The 21,907-nt window shown below is 39.7% G+C and carries 22 protein-coding genes; 10 read left to right on the top strand and 12 right to left on the bottom strand.

Translation table 11 applies throughout. The features are described 5' to 3' along the window. Positions 1-6: 6 nt before the first annotated feature. Complete coding sequence (locus C2M25_RS16000; protein WP_105175177.1) at positions 7-1,374, bottom strand: YjiH family protein; 1,368 nt, start codon at positions 1,372-1,374, stop codon at positions 7-9. 71 nt (positions 1,375-1,445) lie between these two features. Continuing rightward, entirely contained in the window at positions 1,446-2,507 is a 1,062-nt protein-coding gene (gene bamC / locus C2M25_RS15995) for an outer membrane protein assembly factor BamC (RefSeq protein ID WP_063706928.1), read from the bottom strand. A gap of 368 nt (positions 2,508-2,875) precedes the next feature. Between bamC and C2M25_RS15985 the strand changes: the two genes are divergently transcribed. From C2M25_RS15985 to C2M25_RS15970, 4 genes are all read left to right on the top strand, one after another. Further along, positions 2,876-3,409 (top strand): glycine cleavage system protein R, encoded by a 534-nt coding sequence (locus C2M25_RS15985; protein ID WP_105181545.1) that lies wholly within the window; start codon positions 2,876-2,878, stop codon positions 3,407-3,409. 10 nt (positions 3,410-3,419) lie between these two features. Beyond that, on the top strand, positions 3,420-3,899 hold the full coding sequence (gene bcp, locus C2M25_RS15980) for a thioredoxin-dependent thiol peroxidase (RefSeq protein WP_055199277.1): 480 nt from the start codon (positions 3,420-3,422) through the stop codon (positions 3,897-3,899). A gap of 217 nt (positions 3,900-4,116) precedes the next feature. After that, complete coding sequence (locus tag C2M25_RS15975; protein WP_105181544.1) at positions 4,117-4,605, top strand: DUF6622 family protein; 489 nt, start codon at positions 4,117-4,119, stop codon at positions 4,603-4,605. A gap of 73 nt (positions 4,606-4,678) precedes the next feature. Next, positions 4,679-5,644, top strand: coding sequence for an acyl-CoA desaturase (locus tag C2M25_RS15970; protein ID WP_199775186.1), 966 nt, complete (start codon positions 4,679-4,681; stop codon positions 5,642-5,644). A gap of 37 nt (positions 5,645-5,681) precedes the next feature. On the opposite strand, the gene queE is transcribed toward C2M25_RS15970, so the two are convergent. After that, a complete protein-coding gene (gene queE, locus C2M25_RS15965; protein WP_063706915.1) occupies positions 5,682-6,347 on the bottom strand; it encodes a 7-carboxy-7-deazaguanine synthase QueE in 666 nt (221 codons plus the stop codon). A gap of 122 nt (positions 6,348-6,469) precedes the next feature. Between queE and queC the strand changes: the two genes are divergently transcribed. Then, entirely contained in the window at positions 6,470-7,150 is a 681-nt protein-coding gene (queC, locus tag C2M25_RS15960) for a 7-cyano-7-deazaguanine synthase QueC (protein WP_267894589.1), read from the top strand. Positions 7,151-7,190: 40 nt separating this feature from the next. Here queC and C2M25_RS15955 read toward each other — a convergent pair whose 3' ends face one another. The 4 genes from C2M25_RS15955 to C2M25_RS15940 all read right to left on the bottom strand — a co-directional run bounded on the left by C2M25_RS15955 (position 7,191) and on the right by C2M25_RS15940 (position 11,779). Then, positions 7,191-9,365, bottom strand: coding sequence for an exonuclease domain-containing protein (locus tag C2M25_RS15955; RefSeq protein WP_105181543.1), 2,175 nt, complete (start codon positions 9,363-9,365; stop codon positions 7,191-7,193). 66 nt (positions 9,366-9,431) lie between these two features. After that, the gene (locus tag C2M25_RS15950) at positions 9,432-9,620 is read right to left on the bottom strand and encodes a DUF3185 family protein (RefSeq protein WP_054553751.1); all 189 of its coding nucleotides are present in this window, start codon (positions 9,618-9,620) and stop codon (positions 9,432-9,434) included. 75 nt (positions 9,621-9,695) lie between these two features. Then, complete coding sequence (locus tag C2M25_RS15945; protein ID WP_105181542.1) at positions 9,696-11,105, bottom strand: sensor histidine kinase; 1,410 nt, start codon at positions 11,103-11,105, stop codon at positions 9,696-9,698. Further along, entirely contained in the window at positions 11,105-11,779 is a 675-nt protein-coding gene (locus C2M25_RS15940) for a response regulator transcription factor (RefSeq protein ID WP_062566930.1), read from the bottom strand. The genes C2M25_RS15945 and C2M25_RS15940 overlap by 1 nt, the downstream gene beginning before the upstream one ends. A 175-nt stretch (positions 11,780-11,954) precedes the next feature. Between C2M25_RS15940 and C2M25_RS15935 the strand changes: the two genes are divergently transcribed. From C2M25_RS15935 to C2M25_RS15925, 3 genes are all read left to right on the top strand, one after another. Then, positions 11,955-13,898 (top strand): LTA synthase family protein, encoded by a 1,944-nt coding sequence (locus C2M25_RS15935; RefSeq protein ID WP_105181541.1) that lies wholly within the window; start codon positions 11,955-11,957, stop codon positions 13,896-13,898. A gap of 15 nt (positions 13,899-13,913) precedes the next feature. Further along, positions 13,914-15,470: a phosphoethanolamine transferase gene (locus C2M25_RS15930; protein WP_325051042.1), complete on the top strand. Its 1,557-nt coding sequence runs from the start codon at positions 13,914-13,916 to the stop codon at positions 15,468-15,470. A gap of 88 nt (positions 15,471-15,558) precedes the next feature. Then, positions 15,559-15,939 carry a diacylglycerol kinase gene (locus C2M25_RS15925; RefSeq protein WP_058586251.1) on the top strand — a complete coding sequence of 127 codons (381 nt, stop codon included), beginning with the start codon at positions 15,559-15,561 and terminating at the stop codon, positions 15,937-15,939. On the opposite strand, the gene C2M25_RS15920 is transcribed toward C2M25_RS15925, so the two are convergent. The 5 genes from C2M25_RS15920 to C2M25_RS15900 all read right to left on the bottom strand — a co-directional run bounded on the left by C2M25_RS15920 (position 15,936) and on the right by C2M25_RS15900 (position 19,210). Continuing rightward, positions 15,936-16,169 (bottom strand): hypothetical protein, encoded by a 234-nt coding sequence (locus C2M25_RS15920; protein WP_063706903.1) that lies wholly within the window; start codon positions 16,167-16,169, stop codon positions 15,936-15,938. The genes C2M25_RS15925 and C2M25_RS15920 overlap by 4 nt on opposite strands. Positions 16,170-16,248: 79 nt before the next feature. After that, positions 16,249-16,998 carry a hypothetical protein gene (locus C2M25_RS15915; protein WP_158679733.1) on the bottom strand — a complete coding sequence of 250 codons (750 nt, stop codon included), beginning with the start codon at positions 16,996-16,998 and terminating at the stop codon, positions 16,249-16,251. 3 nt (positions 16,999-17,001) lie between these two features. Then, the gene (locus C2M25_RS15910; RefSeq protein ID WP_105181538.1) at positions 17,002-17,724 is read right to left on the bottom strand and encodes an SIMPL domain-containing protein; all 723 of its coding nucleotides are present in this window, start codon (positions 17,722-17,724) and stop codon (positions 17,002-17,004) included. Positions 17,725-17,877: 153 nt separating this feature from the next. Next, on the bottom strand, positions 17,878-18,723 hold the full coding sequence (locus C2M25_RS15905; RefSeq protein ID WP_063706899.1) for an HDOD domain-containing protein: 846 nt from the start codon (positions 18,721-18,723) through the stop codon (positions 17,878-17,880). A 187-nt stretch (positions 18,724-18,910) separates the two neighbouring features. Continuing rightward, positions 18,911-19,210 (bottom strand): hypothetical protein, encoded by a 300-nt coding sequence (locus C2M25_RS15900; RefSeq protein WP_063528276.1) that lies wholly within the window; start codon positions 19,208-19,210, stop codon positions 18,911-18,913. Between the two features lie 281 nt (positions 19,211-19,491). Between C2M25_RS15900 and C2M25_RS15895 the strand changes: the two genes are divergently transcribed. Both C2M25_RS15895 and C2M25_RS15890 read left to right on the top strand, forming a co-directional pair. Then, complete coding sequence (locus C2M25_RS15895) at positions 19,492-21,282, top strand: ATP-binding protein (RefSeq protein ID WP_105181537.1); 1,791 nt, start codon at positions 19,492-19,494, stop codon at positions 21,280-21,282. Between the two features lie 227 nt (positions 21,283-21,509). Next, complete coding sequence (locus tag C2M25_RS15890; protein ID WP_063706895.1) at positions 21,510-21,710, top strand: hypothetical protein; 201 nt, start codon at positions 21,510-21,512, stop codon at positions 21,708-21,710. Positions 21,711-21,907: the final 197 nt, after the last annotated feature.

Here is a 21,907-nt window from a genome sequence, read left to right as displayed (position 1 = left end):
TTTATCTTACACTAACCAATGCGCCATTAAGACAATCACCGGTAATGTCACTAAGGTTCTCAAAATAAAGATTAAAAACAACTCAACAATATTCACCGGAATTTTGCTACCTAAAAGCAATGCACCTACTTCTGACATATAAATCAATTGAGTCACACTCATTGCAGCAATAATAAAGCGCGTCACATCACTTTCAATGCTACCCGCTGCAAGAATTGACGGAATAAACATATCAGCAAAGCCGACCATAATTGTTTGCGCAGCAGCCTCAGCTTCTGGTACTTGTAGTAACTCTAAGAATGGTACAAATGGCTTGCCCATGTACTCAAAAATTGGCGTATATTCAGCAATGATCAAAGCAAATGTGCCCACAGCCATAACCACAGGTAATACTGCAAATACCATATCAAATGCGTTATGTAAGCCTTCTTTTAGTGTGCCGCCTACTCCAGGTGCAGTGCGCGCTTTTGCCAATGCAACATCAAGTGAATGGGCAACCAATGTTTTACCCTCAGGCACTGACTCAGCATCTTTATCAGGCTCTGTACCATCTACATAGAGGTCTTTTTTGAAGCGCAGTGGAGGTAAACGAGGCACAATTAATGCGGCTGCTAAACCCGCTAAACACACAGTTAAATAGAAAGGTGCGAAAAGGTGCTCAAGCTTTACTTGGCCTATAACAACTAAACAAAAAGTGATTGATACAGCAGAGAATGTGGTACCAATAATAGCCGCTTCTCGTTGCGTATAATGTTTATCTTCATACTGGCGAGCGGTCATCAAAATACCCACACTGCCATCGCCTAACCATGATGCCACACAGTTAACCGCACTGCGGCCTGGCACACCAAAAAGCGGACGCATCACTTTAGTTAATAAGGTACCGACTAATTCTAACAAGCCGAAATTTAGTAATAACGGTAATAGTAATCCCGCTAAAATAAATACAGAGAATAATACTGGCAGTAAATCGTTGAGTACCAACGCCCCCGTATTACCGGAAATAATCATTTCTGGCCCTTGCTTTGTGTAGGTCAGAACGATAAATACCATGCCCAGTAATCGAACACTCAGCCAAAGCCAACTAACATCAAATAAATGCTTAATTATAAAGAACTTAAGTAATGGTTGTGGCTTAAATAGCTTTATCACTAAAGATAAAATACCGGTGATGCAGACAATACTGGTGATCAAACCCAATGCGAATGGGGCAATCCACTCCTGTACTGCTTTTGCCATAACAGCAATCGGAATGGTCATTGCTTCACCTATGGGTACCGGCGTCATAAATAAGAAGACACCTATAAGTGAAGGAACGAAAAAGGTAAACAAGGTTCGCAAGTCACTGCGATTTGCTGTGTTTAAGTTAGACATATTTTCAACCTGTAAAAACCACAAAAAGAGCGGCTAAGCTCTTTTTGTGGTGGTTTTAACTTTTTTAATTATTAAATATTGATACCGCGCTGACGCAGTGCATTTTCTAATGCTTGCTGGAGGTCATTCATTGTACCAGGCTCTAATGTCGAACCTTCAGAGTCCATCCACGTTAAACTTGTACCGCCATCATTGGTGCGGCTAACAAGAATTTGGTATTGGCCATCTTCAATTGGCAGCTCAGCTAACTCTTCGCCCCAAATTGAATCCCATACGCTTGACTCTGGCTTTTTGTAATCAGCCGTGATCAAACCACGTTCTTGGTCAATTTCTACAATAGTGAAAGATAGACGCTCTAAGAAACCAGAGAAACGATCAAACACCATGTTGTAATCTTGCTCAGTAACCAGTGCTGCATTACCTTTGTTATCAAAGCCCATTTCTAAAGAAATAATGCCTTGTTGTTTGCGCATTTCAACTTCAAGCTGACGATAACGATAATCAAACTCTGCAATCACTTGATTTAATGCGCGTACTTCTAGTTGTTGTTGAAGTAACGGCGTTAGCGGTACAGAATCACTCTTATAATCGGCAAGCTTAGACGTTAATGAGGCTGTACGTTGATGTGACTTTTCTTCAATTGTGAAGATGAAGCGCTGTTGAGATACTTCCGTTTCGGTTTCCCAGAACCAACCTTCTTCAGGTTTAATAATGGCATACCAACCTGTTTCAATTGAATTTGAAGCTTTGTCTTCTTTTAAAGCGGCGGTATTTTTTTCAGCTAAAACGGCTTTGATAGAGTCCCAGATAAAGACATCTAAATCTTCTATACCATCGTTTTTATCAAAATAAACACGCGCTTCTGTGTCACCTTCTTCAACCCAAGTACCTTGAGCAATAGTAATCACTTGCGCTGGCGGACGATAGTTTTTAGCTTCAGGATTGTTGTCGTATTGCGCAACATCCATTTTATAAGTTGGATCTTGAGCTGGTTGCGCTAACCCTGCTGGTGCTTTCACCGCATCATTAGCACGATAATTACGTTTGTGGTGCGCTTCATCGGTGAATACACCGCACCCAGTTAAACTTACCATTACGCTTACAGCAAGCGCCTTTGAGATCCAATACTGCACAGATATTTCTCCTTAGCAAACCCTTAATTTTTTTAACAAATGTATGAGTGGGTAATGCCGATTTGGTTCACTGTAAAATCACTTTTAACTTTACATTTATTGTTTTTATGCAAAAAACCCGAATAGATTGGGCTAGCGTAACGTGTTTGAATGCTTATCGCCTTGCAAAATTTTAACTATGGTACTTTCTGATGCCCCTAAAAACAAGAAAGAGCGTACTTTATTCACGGCTTAATTAATCGCCGCTATCGTTAACGGTGCAAATTATGTTAAACTTCGCCGCCGTGCGTTATTAAACTCACGTGAAATCAAAGCTTATTCAAGCTTATATCCATTGGTATTGTTAATTACTAGGTATTTAAAATTCCATGACTGCTTTTACAAATCATCAGATAGTGCTCACTGCGATTGGCGAAGATAGACCCGGTATCGTTAGCGAATTGACTCAGTTAGTGAGTGATTGCCATTGCAATATAATTGACAGTCGCATTGCTATTTTGGGCAACGAATTTACCTTTATCATGCTATTAGCAGGTGACATGTCGGCTATTAGCCGCATTGAACACACATTGCCAACTAAAGGTATGGAACTTGGTCTTTTAACCATGATGAAACGCACTGCAAGTCATGTTGCATGTGAATTTTGTGCCGGTTATACCCTCGAATACACAGGTATTGATACACCTGGAACATTAAGTAAAGTTACGCGCTTTTTTGCTGATAACCACATTAGTATTTGTTCTCTTAAGTCAGACACCTACGATGAAGGTGACGAGCTTAAAATGCGCTGTGAACTCGAGTTTAATATTCCTGTTGAAGTCGATATCGATAACTTTAAAGTGAGCTTTGAAGATCTTTCTCGTAGTTTGAACGTAGATTATATTTTCAGACGCATTCGCTAAGGAGCAAAGCATGAAAACAATTAATCCATTACAAGCAGGCGATACAGCCCCTGCTTTTAGCTTACAAAATCAGAATGACGAAACTATCGTACTCGCTGATCTTTTAAAAGAGCAGCAAGTACTGGTTTATTTTTACCCTAAAGCGTCAACACCAGGTTGTACTGTTCAAGCAGAGAACTTACGTGATGAAAAAGCTGAGCTTGCTAAATTAAATACGCGTGTTGTGGGTATCAGCCCAGATCCAATCAAGCGTTTAAAGAATTTTGAAACTAAAAAAGAGCTTAACTTTGATTTATTAGCCGATGAAGATCACGCGATTGCTGATGCCTTTGGTATTTGGGGCTATAAGAAGTTTATGGGTAAAGAATACGAAGGAATTCATCGCATTAGCTTCCTTGTAGGCCAAGACGGTAAAATCAAACACGTGTTTGATAAGTTCAAAACCAAAGACCATCATCAGGTGGTGTTGGATTATTTAGCGCAGAATTGATAGTTACGAGTTACGAGTTACGAGTTACGAGTTACGAGTTACGAGTTACGAGAACATAGTAAAAAAGCGTTGCCATGGTGCAACGCTTTTTTGTTTTTAAAGGCTACTGACTCAATTGACAAACTTTTATAAATAGCAGATAAAATAGGAACACGCGCTGCGTTTTAAACGACACGATTAAATAACTTCCTAAAAATAATAAAAACAAGGATGTAAAATGATTATTGAAATTTTAACTCACACACCACTTTGGGTTTATGGTCTGTTTGTTGGCCTTATTTTTGTTGGTTGGCAACAAACTCGCGAGCGCCATGTAAAGCAGCCTACATTATTGATACTGCCGCTGGGCATGCTTGCTTTATCATTTTTTGGTGCGACTTCAAGCTTTGGTTATAGCTTAACGATTATGTTGCTTTGGCTAGCTGGCGTTTTGAGCAGTACGATCATTGGTTTATTGCTGTTTTCTGCTTCATCAGCAAGTTATCAAGCCCAAAACGCCTCTTTCAAAGTACCAGGCAGTTGGTGGCCAATGATATTCATCATGGCTATCTTCTTTACTAAATATGCGGAGGGTGTTTTAACAAGTATTAAGCCAGAGCTTTTTGCGAATGCCGCTCTCGTGTTATCACTTGCCACTTTTTACGGTATTTTATCGGGCACTTTCATCGCTCGAGCAATCAGAGTGTTAAAAGTCAGATCCTCTTAAAAACAAGAGATCAACTGTAAAGTTCCACATTAGCGCTATATTTAGGATTTGTTTTCATAAGTTAAGGATTAAGATGATTGATACCGATAGAGTTTTTGCAACTCACTTAAATGCAGCATCATCTGGTGTCGTTATCTGGAGTCCTATTAAATCCTTATGGTTTTTATCTAATTTACTAATTGCGATTATCGCAGCTCCTATCTTTTTTACCTTCTCTGCATTTTTTATTTTTTTAATTCTGACGAGTATCACTCTATGCTTTGGTCATTCTTTAGGTATGCATAGACTGTTAATTCATCGCTCTTATGAATGTCCAAAATGGATGGAATACCTGTTTGTGTATTTAGGCGTTTTAGTGGGCATGGCAGGCCCTATAGGTATGTTAAAGCAACATGATTTGCGAGACTGGGCACAAAGACAAACTCATTGCCATGATTACCTACTTCATGGCTCGTCTATTTTTAAAGATGCATGGTGGCAATTAAATTGCGAACTAAAACTTAATCATCCACCTCAATTTAATATAGAGCCAGAAGTTCAAGACAATTCGTTTTATCAATTTTTAGAATCAACATGGCTATTACAAGCACTATTAATAGGATTACCTTTGTATTTTATCGGCGGAACTAGCTGGCTTGTATGGGGACTGTCTGTTCGTGTTGTAGTGTCTGTTGGCGGCCACTGGTTAATTGGTTATTTTGCCCATAATCAGGGGGAGCGCAGTTGGTATGTTAAAGGAGCTGCTGTGCAAGGTCATAATATTCGAGTTGCTGGTTTTATGTCCATGGGTGAAGCTTGGCATAATAACCATCACGCCTTTCCTGGCTCAGCTATGTTAGGTCTATATAAAGATGAGCCAGATCCTGGATGGTGGGTGCTTAATGCATTGAATAATTTAGGTTTGGTTTACAATATTAAGCTCCCAGAACATCTCCCACCAAGACAAGAGCTACTTCTTGAGCAGCAAAATTTATCAAATAAAGTGAGGCGATATCCAGAACAATGTGAAATAGCAAACTTTATAAATAAAGTTCGATAATAATCGAGAAATTCGCAGTCGGAACTAGCCAGATAAACTAGCTAATTCCTAAATATTTATGTACTTGAACCGATAAACGCCAGTTCTTTGCAATACAGGTTTCAATGGCAAGTTTGGTTGCTGAGGTCTTTTGACTAATTGGTTGCAGATACACTAAACGTGGATTCACACCTGTTTTTAAGAATAAATCTTCGAGCTCTTCCACATGCTTTTGCATTGCAACTGGGTGCTTAATTTCATCAGCACGCTGCATAGCACTGCGTAATACGTTGTAGCCACCACGCATATTAATTTTTGGTGATACAGTGACCCATGTCTGCTCTGGGACTAAAATTTCAAATGTGCCGCTGGTTTCAATTTGAGTTGAGTAGCCATTTGCGTGTAGTAGCTCGCACACTGGATTTAGGTCGTACATGCAAGGTTCGCCACCGGTGATCACCACATGCTTTGCGTTGTAGCCACGTTCTTTAAATAGCGCTAACACTTGCTCCGCAGTTGCTTCAGCCCAATGATCTGAGTCTGCTTTTTTCTCTACCGTCTCATCAAGTGACACTTTATATACATTATCAACGTCCCATGTTTGTTTTGTATCACACCAAGCACAACCCACAGGGCAGCCTTGTAAACGTAAAAAGATTGAAGGTGTACCCGTAAAACTCGCTTCACCTTGAATTGTTTCAAACACTTCGTTAATTTTGTACAAAAGACATCTCACTTACGACGCAACGGTATAAAATACATACCATCAAAAAAACCAAAAACACGCGCAAAAATTGTTATTTAGGCCCGAGCCGTGTAGTATATCGCGCCCTGAAGTAAACCTCTATCAAAAGTAAGAGCAAAACAGATATGACGCAAAAAGTAGTTGTGATTTATTCCGGCGGTATGGACTCATTTACCGTATTAAATAAAGCCCTGCAACAAGGCCACGAAGTGTATGCCCTGTCTTTCGACTACGGCCAGCGTCATGTTAAAGAGCTTAAAGTAGCCGCTCAAGTATGTGAAAAGTTAGGTGTTTCTCATAAGATTGTTGATATTTCAGCAATCAACCAACTCATTGGTGGTTCATCACTGACTGATGATATTGATGTGCCAGAAGGTCACTACGAAGAAGAAAGCATGAAGAGCACAATTGTGCCTAACCGCAACATGATTTTACTATCACTGGCTGTGGGTTATGCGGTGTCTTTAAAAGCCAGCAAAGTTTATTACGGTGCCCATTCAGGCGATCATGCAATTTATCCAGACTGTCGTCCTGAGTTCGTACAAAAGATGGATGATGTTTGCCGTATTGCCAACTACGATGCTGTTGAGATTTTCAGCCCGTATTTAAACAATACTAAAATCGACATTTTAACAGACGGTCTAAAAATGGGTCTTGATTATAGCCAAACGTGGACCTGTTATAACGGTCGTGACAAAGCCTGTGGCAAATGTGGTGCTTGCCAAGAGCGCTTAGAAGCCTTTGCATTAAATAACGTTACCGACCCTATCGAATACGAATAACCTTATTTAGCATGGGACAGATTAAGTTTAAAAGGCGAGTTTAACTCGCCTTTTTTGATTGTGTTTGTTGAATCAGATTTAACAGCTCTGCTGTGGCAGTTGCATCAGCTAACGCTCTATGATGATTTGTTAAATTCAATTCAAAATGTGCTGCTAAGTTACCGAGCGAATATGACTTAAGCTTTGGAAATGCCTTACGTGATTCAACTACGGTACAGAGCTTTGGCATTTTAAAGCCTTGCCCGATTGCAGCGTATTCTTTGCGAATAAAGCCGTAATCAAAATTCACATTATGGGCAACAAATACACTGCCTTTTAATAGTGAGCGTAGTGTATCGGCAATCTCTTCAAAGCGTGGCGCATCACGTACCATAGCGGCATTTATCCCAGTTAACTTGGTGATAAAAGCAGGAATACTACGCTCAGGATTGATTAAACTCGCCCATTGGTTGATTACTTCGCCCGCTTGTAACTGCACAACCGCTATTTCGGTAATTTTATTATTACCTTGAACACCACCTGTGGTTTCTATATCCACCACACTGTAAATTCGATTCGGATCATTAAACCAATTTACCGCAACGATATTCACTGCAAAGCCATGTTGTTTTAACACCTCAATACTGACAAGTTGGTTACGTCTTAGTTTGTCGCCAGGGGCTTTCACTTCTTCAAAGGTGAGCTTATCCTCTTTAAGCACCATCAAATCTGGGTAGCCATCTTTAAGCTGCTTAAAGGTTTTTGTCATTTGTAGTAAATGCGCTTTTAAATTTGTCAGCGGGCTGTGTTTTATTAATACCTCTAGCGGCTCTAACATATCGCTGTGCCACATAAACACGCTATTGGGGGCTTCGTAAAACTGCCCTGCGTTTTTGCAGATATATTTATACAGGGCTTCATTGCTAGTGAATTTTGCAAGCTTTTGTTCAATTTGTGTTTGTTGCACTGTGTAAAAACAATCAGCAAGCAACACCTTTGGATATAGATCAAATTCATTACACGGCGGATGCGGCGTCTCTATAAAGAGTTCTTGCCAAAACGTTAAGGTAAAAAGACTCAACCAAAGATTATTTTCAGTAAAAAATACCGTATTGCCAAGCTGTTGATAGTGCTCGCACACTCCTTGCTCAACATCGCCTCGGTAAATGTCATCAACCTCCAATTGATGCTCTGTATTAATGAGCATTTGTGTTAAGCGTGAGCGTTGTTGCTTGTTATATTTACGCTGTAAAAAGTCCTCCGCAAAATACAAAATGCCATCATCAAGTGGGTCTTGAATAACTTGCTCAAGCTTTTGTTCTACCCAGCTTTTATCACCTTGTTTGTAACGCTGGCGAATTGCCAGCTCTTGCGCTTCACTGCTGCCTTCACAGTGCTCAAGTAACTCAAATGCAAATGCTAAGTCATGCTCTTTAAGCTGCTTATATAAGCGGATCAGTAATTTGTTTTTGATACTCTGGGCTAATTCATCTTCTGAGCTAATGGCTAAAAGTGCTTGGGCTAAGTTCTGATACTCTGTGTGTGACTCGCTTTCTTTGAACTGCATTCGCAGCTTATTTAATTGATAATGCGTTTGTGCTTCGGCTAGTGTTTGAAAACGCGATATGCTCTCATTAACATCCCCACGTACTTTTGCAATTCCTAAATCACGCATCACAAAACGATTTTGATGATTGATATCACCGCCACTTAGTCGGCCGCTATGTAAAAACTCAAAATATTCATAAAACTGACTTCGGCTATTGACCACGAACTGACTAAACAACGCCTCTAATTCACTGTGGGTGCGATCAATATGTTCTTTACACAGTTGGGTTAAGCGCTGTTTACTGGCTGACTTTTTGTAATCAGGTTGAGTCGCCATTAACTCATCGTTTGCCAATAAGGTTAACAGGGTTGGTTTTGTTAAATGCTCAAGTAATAGATCTAATTCGTCGCTGCTGGGATGTGCCACCAGCCCTTGCTGTTTTAGCTTAAAAATAGCACCGTGCAGATTAGGGATCTCTTCATAATTTAATGATGACAACGCAACGATTTTTGGCTTTCGAGAATAAATACGCAGTAAAGTACATAAGCTCTGCTCATCCAGCTGAAGGAGTTTTTCAAGAAATAACTGCTGCTCTTCTAAAAGCAGATGCCTGCAATGAGATTGTATAAATTCAGCAAGCTCAAAGAAGTGACTTAAATAATATTTTGCTGGTAATTGTGTTTTCATAGCCAAACCCGACACTGTATATAAATACAGTATCAGGTATTAGCTAATTGATTTCAATGTTTGCGGTTATTTAACTTTTAAAATACCCACAATTGCGCAAATTGCGCCCCCGACCATACCGAGCCAAGCTTCAATTGGTGTATCACCACTAAACGTGCGGCTGATTTGCGCACTTGCAGAGTCATACACGTTATACCCCCATACGGCTAGCGCCACACCAATAACGATTAAAGCAATACCTATAATTTTTCCCATCGTGTTGTTCCTTATTGTTATTAATTTCTTTTTGATAACCTCAGTGTTGCACACATATTAAACGCCTGCAAAGCCTTAAGAAATAATCAAACTAAAGGTTATGTTTTGCCCACTTAACGACACCTGAAGTTCAGCATCAATTGCTTTACTTAACGCTTTGGCAATAGATAAGCCTAACCCAAAGTTATCATTAGAGGTTCTGGCACTGTCTTTTTGCCAGAGTGGATCAAATAACTGGCTCAAATCGTCTTCTGTTAAAGGCACTTTTAATTCATTTGTAACAGTGAATTGCAGCTTATCCTCTTTATTCAATAGTGTGCATACAGTCACAACGCTCTTATCAGGGCTATATTGCTTGGCGTTATTTACAAGGTTGGTGATGATTGATTCAAGGGCAAATAAGTTACTGACAATGGCAGGAATATCATCTTGAAACTCAAACTTAATTCGCTCTAAATCATATTTTTCTAAGATACGTAAAATAACCTGGTTTAAATCACATGCATCTTGCTTTGGGAGTGCTTCATCACTGTACTTATGCAGCAATAATAAGTTCGACACAATGCTCTTTAAGCGCTGGCTAATTTTTAGCACTTCGGGTTTAAAGTCTGCCTCAAACTCCTTTTCATTTGGAAAAAGAATGGCCACTTCAGCCATATTAATAAGCTCAGCAATCGGCGTTTTTAACTCATGAGCAATATCTGAGGTTAAGCGTTTTTCACGAAAATAAAGCTGGCGGTTTTCTTGGATAAAAGCATTTAAGCTATCAACAATAGGTTGCAGCTCTTTAACAGGCTCTTTTATTGTTATCACGGCACTTTTATCCGCGATACTAAGCCTACTAATATCCCGATTTAGTTTATTCAGCGGCGCTAAAGAACTGTCGACTGATTTGCGAACAAAAAGCCGAATAAACACAATGACGGTCACTGTGGTAACAATAAAAATAACGTCAATTAACCACAAAATAAAATCAACTTCTTCAGAAGACGCGGCATAGGCCAAAGTAAGCGTGCTGTGATGTGGTCTACTCACTCCATCATAAAAATTCCTATGTGAGTGCGAGTCAAGTTGCGGCTCAAAACGAGTATAAATGACTCGTCCATCACGACCATCCGGTAGCTGGGTGCTCATTATTTTCGTTTCACCCAATTTTAACTCTTCAAACTTAAGGTTCTTCAACGCAAATAAATTAAGACTTTGTGAGCGTGTAAACACCCCCTCCTCAGTCCACATCTGAAAATACTCAGGCTCAAGCTGCCCATCAAACTCTGGCATAAATTCACTCGAGAAATTAAAAGCCAACCCTTCTTCATCTTCATGAACCAGCGTCATCAGCATGCCAGCTTTAGAATGTAAGCCTCGATTAAATTCATTATCAACCCAGCTATCAACAGCGATGTCCGTTGCTAATAATATACTTAATACAAGCCCTGTTATTGCTATCGAAAGAGTAACAACCAACTTACTGCGAATTGATTTCATTATTTTCCTTGAATGATATAACCAAAACCACGCTTAGTTTGAATAGGTAACTCGCCACCTGCTGCCCTCACCTTTTTACGCGCCGATGATAAATGTGCTTCAATGGAGTTTTTTGAAACTAAGTCATATTGCCCAGCAATATAGGTACTTAACTTTTCAGCTGTGATCACTTTGTTTTGATTACTAAACAAGCACTCGACTATTTTATATTCATTAGGGGTTAAATCGATAACGGTGTCGTTAACTTGCAAAAGTTTTAATTGTAAGTTTAAAGCCAAGTTATCAATGCGGATCACATCACTGATTGTTTTCAAGCCGCCGCGACGCATTAAATTTAATAACCTTGCATGCAGCTCATCAAACGAAAATGGTTTGGTCAGGTAATCGTCGGCCCCGGTGAGTAGCCCTTTCACTCTATCTTCTGGTTCTTGCTTGGCAGATAAAATAAGCACTCGCACGTCGAGCTGCTTTGCTCTTATGGTTTGTAATAACGTAATGCCATCAATACTGGGTAACATAATGTCTAGTATGATTAATTCGTACTCACCTGTCATTGCCATACTCAACCCTTCAGCGCCATCGCCAGTTTCATCAATAGTAAAACCTAGATTCTCAAGGCCAATTCGTAGACTACGTCTTAATGACACCGAATCTTCTATAATCAACAATTTCATATATTACTCATTTAGGTAAAAACCGCTTTAGCGTCATCAGGTTACGCTTTGAATCTTAAGATTCACTTAAGATTTACTGAAGTTTTTCTAGTTTAGAAAATATTAAGATTACCATAAGGATTTCTTAAGTTTCGACTCCTAGTATTGCCGTAGTTTCGATTAAGTAAGTACGACTATGACAGCAAAACTCTCTATTTTAAAACCTTTGTTCCGTTTTTCATTAATATTAATGTCAGTATTTATACTGTCGAGAATAGCCTTGCTAGTATGGCAACACCAAAGGTTAGCTGATGGCGATAGCCTAGCCGTTTTATTTGGCGGCTTAAGAGTTGACTTAAGCAGCTTAGGCTACTTGTCAGCCTTGGCTGTTTTAATGTTACTCGCTCATGTGCTTTTGCGCAGCAAAACTGCTTTTTTTCAGCATGTTTTTACTCTTTATAGCAGCATAGTTGTGACTTTAATCGTGGTTGTTGAGGCTTCGACTCCCGCGTTTATTACCCAGTATGATGTACGACCAAATCGTTTATTTGTCGAATACCTAGACTACCCTCAAGAAGTCTTTTCTATGCTATTACATGGCCACCTATTTGCCATGATAAGCACCTTAATTATTGCAACGCTTAGTTGTGTGTTTGCGTATCGTTTTTTAAGTGCAGCATTTAGCAAGCAGCAAAATGCTAAAACGGTTAGCCAAGTGGTGATACTCGTTACGACTTTATTAGTTTGCTTAATTAGCGCAAGAGGCACTGTCAGCCATCGCCCGTTAAACCCTGCATTAGTGTACTTTTCAAGTGACTCACTGATTAACTCCTTAGCCCTTAATTCAACTTACAGTGTTGCATTTGCTATTAAGAATATGAGCAATGAAAAAAATGCCAGTAGTTTATACGGTACCATGCCACGTAATGAGATTTTACAAACAGTAAAGCAAGCAGCCTATAGACAGCAGTTTATCACTGAGAGTATTCCTACCCTTGCCAACAACACACCTTTTAACACAGGCAAACAAAAGAATTTAGTGATCATTTTAGAAGAAAGCTTAGGCGCACGCTTTGTTGGTGAACTAGGTGGCATTGGTGTGACTCCTGAACTAGATAAGCTTTATCAACAAGGATGGGGGTTTGATAACTTATATGCCACTGGCACACGCTCAGTGCGCGGTATCGAAGCGGTAACAACTGGGTTTACCCCATCACCTTCGCGCTCGGTGGTCAAACTTTCTAAATCTCAGCGTAACTTTTTCTCACTTGCTGACGTATTAAGCCGCACAGGCTATACCACCCAGTTTATTTATGGCGGTGAAAGTCATTTCGATAATATGAAAAGCTTTTTCTTAGGCAATGGTTTTAGCGATATTGTCGATATTAATGACATGCAAAACCCTGAGTTTATTTCGTCATGGGGAGCAAGCGACGAAGACTTGTTCAATCAAGCTGATATAGAGCTAAGTGAGCTAAATAAATCGGGCAAACCATTTTTCAGCCTTGTGTTTACCTCAAGTAACCACGATCCATTCGATATTCCAGAAGGTAAAGTAACACTGCCTGAAGGCCACGACCCAGAAAACTACAAACGTGATCTAGCAATCAAATATGCTGATTATGCTCTTGGTAAATTCATCGCGAAGGCAAAAACGCAAGATTACTGGCAAGACACCGTCTTTTTAGTGGTTGCAGATCATGATGTGCGCGTGTTTGGTTCAGAGCCTGTGCCGCTTAAATCATTCCACATCCCTGCTGTGATCCTAAATAGTGATATGGATGCAAAGCGCGATACTCGCTTAGTCAGCCAAATTGATTTACCTGTTACTTTGTTGTCGTTATTAGGCGTTGAGCAAGCAACCCCTATGCTTGGTTATGATTTAACGAAACAATACCCTGTTGAGCGCGCCATGATGCAGTACTACGACAACTTTGCTTACGTAGAAAATGGTGAAGCCGTGATCCTGATGCCAAACCAAAAAGTGAGCTATTGGCGCTATGACCCTGCAAGTAAAACGCAAGTAGCCATCGATAACACAGATAGCAGCGTTGAGCTTGCCAAAAAAGCATTAGCGCACGTCTTATTTAGCAATTTAGCTTATACCGAACAGTTGTATCGCTTACCAAATAAATCGTAGCGATGAGGAATGATTATGAGCATGCAAATTAAACAACTCCTTACTAAAAAATGGCACGTTAGCTACAGCCAATTTGTCTGGCTGGTGTCGTTGTACTTGGTTATTGCATTTAATGGCCTGTTTTTATTTAACATGCTTGAAGCAGCCAGCAAACCTGAACATGTCAATTGGTTATTTATAGCAAGCGTACCGTTTTTCTTATTAGCACTGACGGCAATGGTGTTAAGTTGGTTATCGCTAATCACCTTTGTTAAACCGGTACTTTTAACAAGCATCGTGGTTTCATCGTTGTTGTTTTATGCAACCTTAAATTACGGTGTTATCTTTGATAAAAGCATGCTGCAAAATATCTTAGAAACAAATTCAGGCGAGGCATTTTCATACCTTAATGTACAAGTTATCGCTTTTATTGCTGTGCTAGGCGTACTGCCTGCTTACTTGTTTTCTCGCTTTAAAATTGTCGGAAACTTTCGTGTTCGTCTTAAAAGCTTTGCGCTTCTTAACGTTACAGCGTTTATTGCTGTAGCTGTTATTGCCGTTCCTTTTTATAAAGATTACGCATCTGTAGGGCGAAATAATCGCCAATTAACCAGCTACATTACCCCTTTTGCATTTTATACTGCGGGCTATAAGTACCTGCGAGATAATTATTTTTATCCACCTTTACCATTTAAAGTCTTAGATAAAACACCGCACCTATTAGCTAAGCAACAAAGTTCACTGACGATTATGGTGGTAGGTGAAACAGCCCGTGCAGCAAACTTTTCACTGCAAGGTTACGACAAGCCAACTAATCAATATACCCCTAAACTTGGCGTTAAATATTTCAGTGATGTTAGTTCATGTGGCACCGCAACGGCCATTTCTGTACCTTGCATGTTCTCGCGCTTAGACCGCAATCACTATGATTCTCGCATCGCGCAAAGCCAAGAAAATGCCCTAGATATCATTCAACGAAGTGGTGTCGAAGTAACGTGGATTGATAACAATAGCAGCTGTAAAGGGGTTTGCGTACGGGTAAACTCACAAACTGTAGAACCTACAAAGAGCAACCCACTTTGTGACGGACGCTATTGTTTTGATGAAGTACTGGTTGAAGAGTTAGCTGCAAAGCTTGCCAAAAGTGATGCGAAACACCAACTAGTGGTGTTACATATGATTGGTTCACATGGGCCAACCTACTTTCGCCGCTATCCAGAAAAAGACAGTAAATTTTTGCCTGATTGCCCACGTAGCGATATCCAAAATTGTAGCAGTGAGCAACTCACAAACACCTATGATAATACCATTGCTTATACCGACCTAGTGCTCAGTAAACTTATTAATTTACTGCAAAACAGTCAGGCGGATGACAAAGCCCTGCTGTATGTTTCTGATCACGGTGAATCACTAGGTGAAAAAGGCTTGTACTTACATGGCTTCCCGTATGCGTTAGCGCCTAAAGAGCAAACCCAAGTGCCTATGCTGTTTTGGAGTAATAAACTAGCCGATACCCGCTTTAATCATGTATCGAACAGCAGCGTAACCATGCTTTTTCGCACGATAACATTTTTGACACCTTACTTGGCTTAACCCATGTACAAAGCACTGAATATCACCCAGAGCAAGATATCTTTAATGCTTGCTCAACACAAAGCTAACGAAATAGAGATTTCATACTATGCAATTTGATAGCACTAACAAGCCCATTGGCATTAAACGTATTCGCCTCGCATTCAAAAACTCCCAACGTGCATTCACGTGGTTAGCAAAGCATGAGTCTGCTTTTAAACAAGAGCTGATTCTGTTGGTGCTTGCCATAGCAGTGGTTTTTGTTTGGCAGATTAGCCTGTATGAGAAAATTATGCTGCTTGTATCAGTGCTATTTGTGATGTTTGCTGAAGTCGTCAATACGGCAATTGAAGCCGCCATAGACCGAATAGGCCTTGAAATTCATCCATTATCAGGCCTAGCTAAAGACTTAGGATCCGCAGCCGTACTGATTGCTTTAACGATTTGTGCGTTGGTATGGGGCGGCGTGTTTGTTAATAACCTAAGCTAACTCGCTTTTTTATCATCAGGGGTGTCATTACAAAGTGCACAGTGGCGCCCTTTTGATGAATGATATAAACGGGTTGCGATAAAAATAGCCGTGGCAATAAAAGACCAAAGCAACGCAAAACCTAACGCGCTGAGCGTCTCGTGACCTTTTAGAATTTCCACCATAAATAACAAAATAGCCACCAGCGTAAAAACTTTAGCGGCTCTTAGTATCCAGAACTTTGTACCCACAACTTACTCCTTTAAATGAGACTCCTTAGAACGAGACTCCTTTGAAAGAATCAGTGTAGTACAAAATAAGAAAAACAGCCTAAAAACTTGAAGCTGGCTCAGACAATATCTGTACATTATTTTTAAATACCTCTAAAAGCCCCGGCGGTGAGTGCTCAGTACCAAGCACGGTAACATGACAGACATAACGATAACCGTTGTTAGTAAAGGTGTAAAAATGATTCCCCCCACTGCCATCAAAACTTAATGTGCCCCCTGTTATCACTAGGCTTGGCTCATCTTGCATTGATTGATCAACCTCCCATGCTGCATAGCGGTATTGATTATCAGCCAGTTCATCGATACGAATTAAATGCTGTTTAGTTTGCCACGTTAGTATCGGCTTTATGAATTCACGGAGGCTTTTGTGTAATGCTTGTTTTTGCTCGTCAATCAATGCTTCGCGTCGTGCTTTTTCTGCCTCTGATTCATAAGGCACAGCCCAAATGGAGCCATCAAAGTCTAACCACAATTTGCCTGAATCAAACATAATGCCACGCCACCCCATCATTTCCCAATCATGGCGAATACTTGAGTTCACGATTTTTTCGACAAACTCTTTATCAAAAATTTGCTCAAACTTTTCTATGAGCATTTGCTCATTTTCTATTGCTTGCAGCGGCGCTTTACGCTGCAAAGGATAATGCACTCGCTTGGCAATGGCAGCTTTGTCACCCGCCTTAAATACCGCAACCACAGGTTTGACGATATTTAGGTGCTTTGTTGCGGCAAGACCACTGAATGCCATCAACAAAAGGAATAGATAAACGCTGTACTTAAAAAATCTCATTAATTACTCAACCACCAAATCAAACACAACATTGACACTTGCTCTGAAGGTAATCGACTCTTGTAGATACTTACCTTCTGGGACTGTATTAATACGTGAGCCCGTAACCATAATTCGTTCAATATTTGTATTGCTACCATAGCCAAAATGACTACCTACCTCTTGCGATTGAATACTATACACCCGACCAAGTTTCGCTTCGAATGCGCTAGCGAGGCTACTTCCCTGCTGTTTGGCATTCGCTACTGCTTTATCAAGAGCGGCTTGCTCGTAATCTGAGGCTTTGGTTGATAAAAGTTGAATTTGCTCGATTTGATTGACACCCACTTTAAGCGCAAAATTTAAAAATCCGTCCAAAAGGGAGAGTTTTTTAAGGCTGACTTTGACCTTTCGCGTGGCTCGAAAACCATCTTTAACTTGATTATCATTTTCGTCATAACGCATGTTCGGCTCTACGAAAATTCGACCCGCAGAGATACTTTTTTCGTCTATAAAGAAATTATTTAAGCCCGCAAGGAGTTCATTGACTTGCGCATCTACTTGCTGCTTAGCCTGCACGCTTTCAGCTTTTACAGCTTCAAACTCTAACGTGATATCAGCCCTATCGGGGGCAGTACGCACAACTGCCTCACCTTTAATAACAATATGACGATTATCCGGCAGACTTGTAGCAGCCATCGCAGAACTGCTACATAAAACCAGTAACAACAAAGATTTAAGCATCATAACCTCTCCTTAGAAAAAAGTTATGATGCCTTGCGACAGCAGGAAAGTATAGTAATGCATACTTTCTTTCGATATAAAAAAAGCGAGTGATGATAACTCACCACTCGCAAACTCATCGAAGTTAAGATGATAGGAAATAAACGCTAATTGGCTTTAACTAGCCATCGCATTGTCGACGTAATCTTCGACCATATCGGCAAAATCTTGATCAACAATACCCAGCTCTGCAAAGCACTGCTCTTTAATTTTAAACCACTCGCTCGAATACTGTTGGTGACGGGCATAGTCCACAGCACTCTCCGCGCATTTTAAGATGGCATACGCCATACGTTGTTGCTCATCATTGTTTTGCTCTAAAAAGTGCGTGTTGTGATGATTTAAAATAACATGACAAAGTGGCTTTGGAAGGTGCCATGATACCGAGATAAAATAACCAATCACCGCATGATCGCACTGATAACGAGCCTGTTCTAGGTCGGTGATAGCCAGCTCTTTAGCTAGATTTGCTTGTTTAAGAACATCAACATAATCTCTGAACTTTAATGCCATAGCAGCAATACCGACATTATGGAAAAGCCCTAATGAATAAAGCTCGTCCACTGGCATTAATGACTTATAACTGTTTCCTAGCAGTACACAGGCATTTGCAACTTCAACCGACTCATCCCAAAAGCGCTCTAAGCTAATACAGGCATTACCTTTAAAATTTTGCTTAAGCAAGGCTAAGGTGACTAGCCGATTAAGCTGATCTAACCCTAAAAACATCGCCGCTTGGCGTATATCACTAATGGTGCGTTGTAAGCCAAACACCGGGCTATTTATAGTTTTTAATAATAAGGCCGACAGGCTAATGTCTCGAGAGATCAAATTGGCTATTTTATCTAAGCTTGCATCCGACTTTTGCATTTCATCGGCAATTTGGCTCAATAGCTCAGGTTTTGGTGGAATATGAAAACCGCGTTCAAGCGAAACTAGGCGTTGTTCATCTAAGTTGATCATTTGCCCAAGAGCCTCCGTTAATAAGCAACGAGCAATTTAATGGTTTAGATGTGTAAAATAACCTAAGAAGTTCGCCTTAGTATTGTTTGAGATCAATGTGTTGCGAAGAAAGGAAAATAATTAATGAAAGGCTAACACGGCACATTATGACAACTTGCTATAATATGCCGACTTTTTGAAGATTTGCTTAGTGGGCAAGTACGCTTAGCCACTCATCAGGGTTTGCTAGGATGAACTCAAATACATCGTTGTTATTTAGAGTAATGCGAATTCCATCTGCTGTAATTGGTAGAATACCCGCACCTTTACCCGAACACTTATCAACGTTATTGATGTGCGCTCGTGAAAGTGTGTATGGACCTAAGCCTAACTCTTTATTAAACGGTTCAAAAACAATCTCTTGTTCAGTCACTAAAAGCTTACCATCCGCTTTTGCGACACCCGATTGAATAGTCGCTGTTGATTCTTTGACTGTGTGTGCGTGCATATCCTTTACTCCAATTAACAGATGAGTGTTAACTTACACTCAATGAAACCTTAAAATTTCGTACCAACTTAAGATACACCACGTACGAATAAAGTACAGTGAAATTGATTTCAAAAAATTTTTTATAGAAACTTAATTATTCGCTTTAAGTTACTTTTACCTTAGTTGTTAAAATTTTTTATTACCCTCATAAAAAGTCATTCTGAATTAACCCCTTTCTTATGTGAACAAATAAAAATGCGCTATGCTTAAAATAACAACAGGATAGGTGCGGTAAACTGATGACAAAAGCGTTGCAGCAAACTAAAAACAAGTTGAAAGTGAATGCAATTATCGTGATTGCATTAGTAACCTCGCTTACTGTTACCTCATTATTCTTTTACAAAAATGTCGACTCACAATGGCATGACTATTCAAAAACCGCCGCTAACGTTTATGTACTTCACGACAAGCTCATTCAAAAACTCGGTTATGGTGGCTTTATTCACCATTTTAAAAACCTAGTGCTTAGAAAAAATACAGAACTGTATCTTCCGCCCATTGAAAATGAACTCATCGAAATAAAAGAGATCCTTGCCAAGCTTAGCGCAATAAAAGAATACGACAAAACTGCACTTACTGACGTTAAAAAAACGGTTCTTGAATATGAAGACAAACTCGATATTGTTTTAAGAATGATAGCTAATGGCGCGACTAGCGAGCAGATAGATACCTCTGTAAAAGTAGATGATACAGATGCATTGAAGGCACTTGCTACATTCGAGCGACATGTAAACTTAATGCTTAAAGATAAAAGCATCGCCATTGATGAAAACTTCCAAATTGCTTACATCGTGCATGTGTTAACAATCATATTGCTCACTAGCATATTGCTTATTTACTTTAGAAAGCTTTCAAACTCTTATAAACAACAGATTGAGCTTACTGAGCGCGCTTTAGAGGGCGCGAGAATAAAATCAGAATTTTTAGCCAATATGAGTCATGAAATACGCACTCCACTTAATGGCATTATGGGGCTTTTACAAATTTTGCAGCCAAACATTCAAAAACCGAAAAATATAGAAGTTGTGTCTAAGGCACTGTTTTCTTGTCGATCACTCCTTACTATCATCAACGATATTTTAGACTTTTCGAAAATGGAGGCGAACGAGCTTTCAATTGAACAGGTGGACTTTTCAATGTCGAAGGTTGTTGAGTCAATCAACTCTGATTTTCTGCCGCTTTGTAACGAAAAAGCAATTGAATTAAACATAGATATAGACGATGACGTTGAAGATTTATGGGTAGGAGACCCAGTTCGGGTTCGACAAATTATTTTAAACCTGGTTTCTAACGCCGTTAAATTTACCGAGCAAGGTGGCGTGCAAGTAAAAATTAATAAATCTTCGCAAAGCCAAAAACAAGGTGTTGAGATAGAAGTAATTGATACCGGCATTGGTATGAATAAAGAAGGTTTAATGCATCTGTTTAACCGTTTTCAGCAAGCCGATAACAGTATAACACGACGTTTTGGCGGGACTGGATTAGGGATGTCGATCACCGCGAATCTTATTAACCGTATGAATGGCAGTATTGATGTAGACAGCGCGCTCGGTAAAGGCACCCATTTCACCGTTTATTTACCGCTCAAAGTATCTGAAAAGCAGCACTTACATGATAGCTTTACCGATGTAACCGCACCTGACTTATCGGCTAAAACACTGTTGATTGCTGAAGATAACCCACTCAATACCATGATCATCAAATCAATGCTTGCAGAAACCAACGCTGAGCTTCATTTTGCAAAAGATGGCGCTGAAGCAGTCGAGCTATTTAAACAACTCAACCCCATTTTAGTTTTAATGGATATACAAATGCCCACAATGGGGGGGATCGAAGCCTGCTCACATATTCGTAGTATTGATAAAGAGGTGCCTGTTATTGCTTTAACTGCCAACGTGATGAAAGAAAATATCATCGAATACATGAATTGTGGTTTTAATGGTCATGTAGGCAAACCCATTGAAAAGCATTTACTATTTAAAGCACTGCATGATGTTATTGCAATTAGCCGTGACGAGCTCATAGACTAGGCTTCCCAAGCAGAAAAGTTTTATCTCCACTTTATTTTCAATGACTTACAACTTCACTTCTACGTTTCTCCTGCTGATTCAAAATCGTATAATTTTTATCCAATATTAATTGACTTGGCTAAAAAGATCCCTCATAGTCGAAAAAATCATCAGTACACATTAGACCAAATTATAAAAACCAAGTAGCAACTAAAACGCTATCAACAAAAATGTGGAGGAGATGCGTTATGAACCGTAAGTCAAAATTAATCTACCGTATTATGTTGGCCTCTAAGCTTCATAGCCGTAATAAAGAGATATCACTCGATAAACTAAAACAAGGCTGCTGCCTAAGTGACTCTGAATTACTAACCATTATAAAAGAGCTGGAAATTAAAAAACTGATCAGCTGGGATGCCAGTAAATCGGCTTTTATGATTTCAGCCTAGCTCAGCACATTTAAACGACAGCTTGGCTACACCTGGCTGTCGTTTTTACATATTTCCCCACCCTATTTAATCATTTAAGTATTTATCCGCCACCCACCTATAATTAAGCCATTAAATAAGACCTTAATCGATTATGTAACTGCATTGTGAATACGTATGCACATATTTGTTACATTCATTATCAGGGTATATATTTA

The organism is Pseudoalteromonas sp. T1lg21, from assembly GCF_002964625.1.
GTDB classification, from domain to species: Bacteria; Pseudomonadota; Gammaproteobacteria; order Enterobacterales; family Alteromonadaceae; genus Pseudoalteromonas; species Pseudoalteromonas gelatinilytica.
This window is presented reverse-complemented; position numbering and strand designations above follow the sequence as displayed.